This window comes from uncultured Amaricoccus sp. (genome assembly GCF_937858865.1).
Lineage (GTDB): Bacteria > Pseudomonadota > Alphaproteobacteria > Rhodobacterales > Rhodobacteraceae > Amaricoccus.
The window spans coordinates 1-5,149 of record NZ_CALLYO010000171.1 but is presented as its reverse complement, the minus strand read 5'-3'; the positions used below and the strand labels follow the sequence as shown (position 1 = coordinate 5,149).

Sequence of the window (5,149 nt, the reverse complement as noted above, 5' to 3'; positions counted from 1 at the left end):
TCCGCCGCGAGGCCTGGCTGCCGCCGTTCCCGCTGCGGCGGCGGTACGGGCGCGTCCGCGGCGCCGGGGGGCCCCGCGAGGAATAGCCGATGGCGGGATCGGTCACGGGCGGCGGCGCCCGCGACCGGGCGGGCGGCGGCTCAGCTCTGCACGCCCTCGACGTACCAGTCCATCGACAGGATCGCCGGATCGTCGAGCGCCGAGCCGGCCGCCGCCTTCTCCTCCCCGGCCTGGTTGACGATCGGCCCGGCGAAGGGCGGGGCCGAGCCGTCGACGATGCCGACCTCGGTCTCGTTCGCTGCCTCGATGACGTCCGCCGGGATCGCCGGGTTGAAGGGGCTCATCTTCAGCATCCCCTCCTTGAAGCCCCACCAGGCGTCGCCGCTCTCCCAGGCGCCGTCGAGCGTCTTCTGGATGCGCTCGATATAGTAGGCGCCCCAGTGGTTCTGGATCGCGGTCAGATGCGCCTTGGGCGCGAAGGAGGACATGTCCCAGGCCTGGCCGAAGGCCCAGAGCCCGCGCTGCTCGGCCGCCTGCAGCGCCGCCGGGCTGTCGGTGTGCTGGGCGATGACGTCCGCGCCCTGGTCGAAGAGCGCCTTGGCCGCGTCCGCCTCCTTGGCCGGGTCGTACCAGGAGGAGACCCAGACCACCTTGGTCTGGAAGGCCGGGTTCACCCGCCGCGCGGCCAGCGTGAAGGCGTTGATGCCCGAGACGACCTCGGGGATCGGGAAGGAGGCGATGTAGCCCGCCACCCCCGACTTCGACATCTTCGCCGCGATGGTGCCGCAGACCGCGCGCCCCTCGTAGAAGCGGGCGTTGTAGGTCGCGACGTTCTCCGCCCGCTGGTAGCCCGAGCAATGCTCGAACTTCACGTCCGGGAAGCGCTTGGCCACCTTGATCGTCGGGTTCATGAAGCCGAAGGAGCAGGTGAAGATCAGCTGGTTGCCGTCCTCGGCGAGGTTGCGGATCACCCGCTCGCTGTCCGGCCCCTCGGCCACGTTCTCGACGTAGGTCGTGCGGATCCGGTCGCCGAAGTGGGCGTCGGCCTCCTGCCGCCCCTGGTCGTGGGCATAGGTATAGCCGAAGTCGCCGACCGGGCCGACGTAGACGAAGCCGACCTTGAGCGGCTCCTGGGCGAAGGCGCGGCCGGCGACGAGCGGCAGCGCCGCGGCGGCCGCCCCCGTCCTGAGCAGCGAGCGGCGGGTCATCAGTGTCATCGGAAATCTCCCTGTTGTCGTTACGTTGCAGGCTTGAACGGCCGGCCGAGGCAGGCGGGCGCCGCGGCGCCGACCGACCTCCTCGACGAGATAAGCGCGAGGACGAGGATCGTGGCAAGATAGGGCAGCGCCGCGAGGAACTCGGGCGCGAAGATTCCGACCCCCGCCGCCTTGGCCTGCAGCTCGAGCGTCATCACCGTGCCGAAGAGGTACGCCCCGAGCAGCAGCCGCCAGGGCTTCCAGGCCGAGAAGACGACGAGCGCGAGCGCGATCCAGCCCCGCCCCGCGGTCAGCTCCTCCGCCCACATCGGCGTCTGCACCATCGAGTAGAAGCAGCCGGCGAGACCAGCCATCGCGCCGCCGAAGGCGACCGCCGCATAGCGCACGCCGATCACCGAATAGCCGATCGAATGCGCCGAGGCGTCGTTCTCGCCCACCGCCCGCAGGATCAGCCCGGCGCGGGAGCGGGTGAGGAACCAGGCGACGACCGCCGTCATCACCAGCGAGACGTAGACGAGCGGGGAATGCCCGAAGAGGAGCCGCAGGAACGGATGCCCGGCGAGCGCCTCGGGAAAGACCGGCCCGAGGACCGGGATCGTCTTGCCGACGAAGCCCTCGCCGATCATCGAGGAGATCCCGACGCCGAAGATGGTCAGCGCCAGCCCGGTCGCCACCTGGTTCGAGGCGAGCGTCAGCGTCAGGAAGGCGAAGATCATCGAGGCCGCCACCGCCGCCAGCATGGCGGCGACGATCCCGACGAGCGCCGCGCCGGTCGCGAAGGTGACGGCGAAGCCCGTCACCGCCCCGACCAGCATCATCCCCTCGAGCCCGAGGTTCAGCACGCCCGCCTTCTCCACCACCAGCTCGCCCAGCGCCGCGAGCAGGAGCGGCGTCGAGGCGGCGACGATCGTCATCGCGACCGAGAACCACATGGCGTCCATCACGCGCTCCCTTCGGCGGACCGGCGCCACTTCAGCCGGTGGGTGATGAGGATGTCGGTGGCGAGCAGGAAGAAGAGCAGCATCGCCTGGAAGACGCCGGTGGCCGAGCTGGGCAGCCCGAGCGTCGCCTGCGCCGACTCGCCGCCGACGTAGGTGACGGCGAGCACCAGGCCGCCGAGGATGACGATGCCGATCGGGTGCAGCCGCCCGAGGAAGGCGACGATGATGGCGGTGAAGCCGTAGCCGGTCGGGAACTGCGGCACCATCTGCCCGAAGGGCCCGGCCGCCTCGAAGATGCCGGCGAGCCCGGCCAGCGCCCCGCCGATGACGAGCGACCACCAGACCGTGCGCTCCTGGCTGAAGCCGCCGTAGCGGGCGGCCTGCGGCGCCGCGCCGACGGTGCGGATCTGGAAGCCGAAGGTCGTCCGCGCCATCACGAACCAGACCGCGAGCGCGATGACGAGCGAGAGCGGCACGTTGAGATAGCCCACCCCGGAGATGAAGGGCAGCGTCTGGAAGTCCTGGAAGAGGCGGGACTGCGGGAAGTTGAACCCCTCGGGGTCCTTCCACGGCCCGTTCATCAGCCAGTAGAGCAGCTGGATCGCCACATAGGTCAGCATCAGGCTCGAGAGGATCTCGCTGACGTTGAGCCGGGTGCGCAGGATGGCCGGGATCGCCGCATAGGCCGCGCCCGCCACCGCGCCGGCGAGGCACATGAGCGGCAGCACCCACCAGCCGCCGTCGAGGTGCCAGGTGGCGAGCGCCACGCCGGTGCCGGCGAGGCCGCCGACGACATACTGCCCCTCGGCGCCGATGTTCCAGACGTTGGCGCGGAAGCCGATCGAGAGCCCGACGGCGATCATCACCAGGGGCGCGGCCTTCAGGCCGAGGTCCTCCCACTTGCCGGGGTCGACGAGCGGGGCGACGAACATCGCCCAGGCCGCCCGCGCCCCCTCGTAGCCGAGCGCCGAGAAGATCAGCGCCCCCACCACCATGGTCAGCCCCACCGCGATGAGCGGCGTGAGGTAGACCATCGCCTTGCTCGGCTCCTTGCGCTTCTCGAGTTCAATGAGCATGGCTCGCCTCCACCACCGGCGCCGCGGCGACATGCGCGCCCTGGTCCGCCTCGCCGTGCACCCCGCCCATCAGCAGCCCGATCTCCTCGAGCGAGAAGTCCGCGATCGGCCGCTTCGGCGAGAGGCGCCCCTCGTTGATGACCGCCAGCGAATCCGACAGCGCGAAGAGCTCGTCGAGATCCTGGCTGACGACGACGATCGCCGAGCCGCGCGCGGCGAGATCGACCAGCGCCTGGTGGATCGCCGCCGCCGCGCCCGCATCCACCCCCCAGGTCGGCTGCGAGACGATGAGGATCTCCGGCACCTGCAGCACCTCGCGGCCCATGATGAACTTCTGCAGGTTGCCGCCCGAGAGCGACCCGGCGGTGGCGGCGGGGCCGGTCGCCTTCACCGCGAAGGCGCGGATCACCTCCTCGGCGTAGCCGGCGGCCTTGCCGGCGGCGATCACCCCGCGGTTGACCAGGCCCTTGCGCCCGCGCGCGGTCAGCACCGCGTTGTCGGCGAGGCTGAAGCCCGGCACCGCCGCGTGGCCGTTGCGCTCCTCGGGCACGGCGGCGAGGCCGAGCCGGCGCCGCTCGCCGATGCGGAGCGCGCCGATCGGCGTGCCGTCGAGCCGGACCGCCGCCGCCTCGCCTGGCGTCTCGCCGGAGAGGGCGAGGACGAGCTCGTTCTGCCCGTTGCCGGCGACCCCGGCGATGCCGAGGATCTCGCCCGCCCCGACCGAGAAGCCGATGCCCTTCAGCGCCACGTCGAAGTCGCCCGTCCCCTCGAGGCTCAGCCCCTCGACGACGAACTTCGGCGCCCCGAGGGTGCGGCCGGCGGCCTTCTTGATGTCGCGCAGGCTGCCGCCGATCATCATCTCGGCCATCGAGCGCGAGCTCTCCTCGGCCGGCACGCAGTCGCCCACCACCTTGCCGCCGCGCAGGATCGTCGCCTTGTCGCAGAGCGCCTTTATCTCGTGCAGCTTGTGGCTGATGTAGAGGATCGAGCAGCCGCTCGCAGCGAGCGCCCGCAGCGTCTCGAAGAGCTGCGTCACCTCCTGCGGGGTCAGCACGCTCGTCGGCTCGTCCATGATGAGGAGCTTCGGATCGAGCAGCAGCGCCCGGACGATCTCGATCCGCTGCCGCTCGCCGACCGACAGCGTCGCGACGGTGCGGTGCGGGTCGAGCGTCAGCCCGTAGCGCGCCAGCACCTCGCGGATGCGCCGCTCGAGGTCGGCGGGCGAGAGCCGCTCGTCGAGGCCGAGGGCGATGTTCTCGAGCACGCTCAGCGCCTCGAAGAGCGAGAAGTGCTGGAAGACCATGCCGATCCCCATGGCGCGCGCCGCCTTCGGGTTCGGGATCGTCACCGGCTTCCCGTCGAAGCGGATCTCGCCCTCGTCGGGGTGCAGCACGCCGTAGATCATCTTGACCAGCGTCGACTTGCCGGCGCCGTTCTCGCCGAGCAGCGCGTGGATCGCCCCCGGCCGGACGGCGAAGCTCACGTGGTCGTTGGCGAGCACGCCGGGGAAGGCCTTGGTCACCCCCCGAAGCTCGAGTCGGTCCTCCGACATTCTTGTCTCTCCTCTCCCTGGCGGACTTGCGCCGCTCCTGTGGTCTTTCGCCGAGAATATCCCCGCCGGTCCCCGAAGGGGAGATCGGCCGCGCCCGCAGGCGGGGCCAGCCGGTGCGGGGGTGGCGCTGCCTGAAGGCCGATCCGGGGCGCGGGGGCCTGCTGGAGCCTCCCGTCCCGGACCGCGGGTCCGTGCCGTCGGTGCCCTGCCCGCCTCGGGCAGGGTCGCATCCTGGTGGCGTCGCCCGGCGTTCGCCGGGCCCACCTCACTCCGCGAAGAAGGCGAAGCGGATCAGGAAGAGCGCCGCAACCAGCCAGGTCGCCGGGTGCACCTCGCGCGCCCGCCCGGTTCCCGCCTTGATCA

The 5,149-nt window shown here is 71.4% G+C and carries 4 protein-coding genes; all 4 read right to left on the bottom strand.

The window, feature by feature from the left end:
- Nucleotides 1-140: 140 nt before the first annotated feature.
- Genes Q0112_RS04725 through Q0112_RS04710 form a run of 4 tightly spaced genes read right to left on the bottom strand, consistent with a single transcriptional unit; the run spans nucleotide 141 to nucleotide 4,786 of the window.
- Nucleotides 141-1,217 (bottom strand): BMP family ABC transporter substrate-binding protein, encoded by a 1,077-nt coding sequence (locus Q0112_RS04725; RefSeq protein WP_297972137.1) that lies wholly within the window; start codon nucleotides 1,215-1,217, stop codon nucleotides 141-143.
- Between the two features lie 20 nt (nucleotides 1,218-1,237).
- On the bottom strand, nucleotides 1,238-2,158 hold the full coding sequence (locus Q0112_RS04720; RefSeq protein ID WP_297972134.1) for an ABC transporter permease: 921 nt from the start codon (nucleotides 2,156-2,158) through the stop codon (nucleotides 1,238-1,240).
- The gene (locus tag Q0112_RS04715; protein WP_297972131.1) at nucleotides 2,158-3,234 is read right to left on the bottom strand and encodes an ABC transporter permease; all 1,077 of its coding nucleotides are present in this window, start codon (nucleotides 3,232-3,234) and stop codon (nucleotides 2,158-2,160) included. The genes Q0112_RS04720 and Q0112_RS04715 overlap by 1 nt, the downstream gene beginning before the upstream one ends.
- Nucleotides 3,224-4,786, bottom strand: coding sequence for an ABC transporter ATP-binding protein (locus Q0112_RS04710; protein ID WP_297972129.1), 1,563 nt, complete (start codon nucleotides 4,784-4,786; stop codon nucleotides 3,224-3,226). The genes Q0112_RS04715 and Q0112_RS04710 overlap by 11 nt, the downstream gene beginning before the upstream one ends.
- Nucleotides 4,787-5,149 lie beyond the last annotated feature (363 nt).

Bases quoted from the DNA above. Each gene is read 5' to 3' on its own strand.
- Q0112_RS04725 (WP_297972137.1), bottom strand. From the start codon at position 1,217: ATGACACTGATGACCCGCCGCTCGCTGCTCAGGACGGGGGCGGCCGCC.
- Q0112_RS04715 (WP_297972131.1), bottom strand. From the start codon at position 3,234: ATGCTCATTGAACTCGAGAAGCGCAAGGAGCCGAGCAAGGCGATGGTC.
- Q0112_RS04720 (WP_297972134.1), bottom strand. From the start codon at position 2,158: ATGGACGCCATGTGGTTCTCGGTCGCGATGACGATCGTCGCCGCCTCG.
- Q0112_RS04710 (WP_297972129.1), bottom strand. From the start codon at position 4,786: ATGTCGGAGGACCGACTCGAGCTTCGGGGGGTGACCAAGGCCTTCCCC.